This window comes from Oleiphilus sp. HI0067, from assembly GCF_001635735.1.
In genome coordinates this window covers 1-694 of the sequence record NZ_LWFI01000437.1, presented here as the reverse complement: position 1 = coordinate 694, position 694 = coordinate 1, and the positions used below count along the sequence as shown (strand labels likewise).

General features: G+C 46.0%; 2 protein-coding genes. Both read right to left on the bottom strand.

The window, feature by feature from the left end; all coding sequences use genetic code 11:
• Window positions 1-343: translation initiation factor Sui1 (locus tag A3739_RS05085; protein WP_068500571.1), on the bottom strand; the 343-nt coding region annotated here is incomplete at its 3' end.
• Between the two features lie 19 nt (window positions 344-362).
• Window positions 363-694: MATE family efflux transporter (locus A3739_RS05080; RefSeq protein ID WP_197472069.1), on the bottom strand; the 332-nt coding region annotated here is incomplete at its 5' end.

The window sequence follows — 694 nt, the reverse complement described above, 5'->3', positions numbered from 1 at the left end:
CCTTATCTTCCAGGAGCTTGACCAAGATATCGCGCTGGTCTCCTTGAATTTCGATAGTGTGTTCTTTTACTGCTCCACCAACGCCACATTTCTTTTTCAATTCCTTCGCAAGCGACTTCAATTTATCACTTGGTTCGAGAATGCCATCAACGAGCGTAACGCCTTTTCCGCCGCGGCCTTTGCGTTCGTATCGAACCCGTACGATGCCATCTCCTTCAGGAATCTCGTCCTTACTGCAGGCACAAGCTGAGATTGCTTGCTCGCAATTTGGGCAGGTTTTGCCGTGCTCAGTGGAGTAAACCAATCCACCAAGATCTGAGAGGGAGTTTAATTTCTTCGGCACGGTTAGTTTCCTTAGCTTATTAGGCGCGCATGAGGGAGCGTGTCCCGATGATGGCGCCCAATCCAACAATAAAGTTTGAGAGTGCGGCAGCAATGTAGATGCCATCTAAATCATAAAAGTACTGCCCAACAAAGGCGAGTGGTACGAACAAGCCAATCAATCGCATAAAGGACATGAGCAAAGATGGAGTTGGCTTACCCATGCCATTATATGTTGAAGAAGTGATCATAATCACTGCAAGGAAAAAGTACGACCAGGGTACCAATTCTAAATAATGCGCTGATGATGAAACAACAGCCGCGTCGTCAGTAAAGAACATTGATAGCTCATGACTGAACATCATCAAAATAA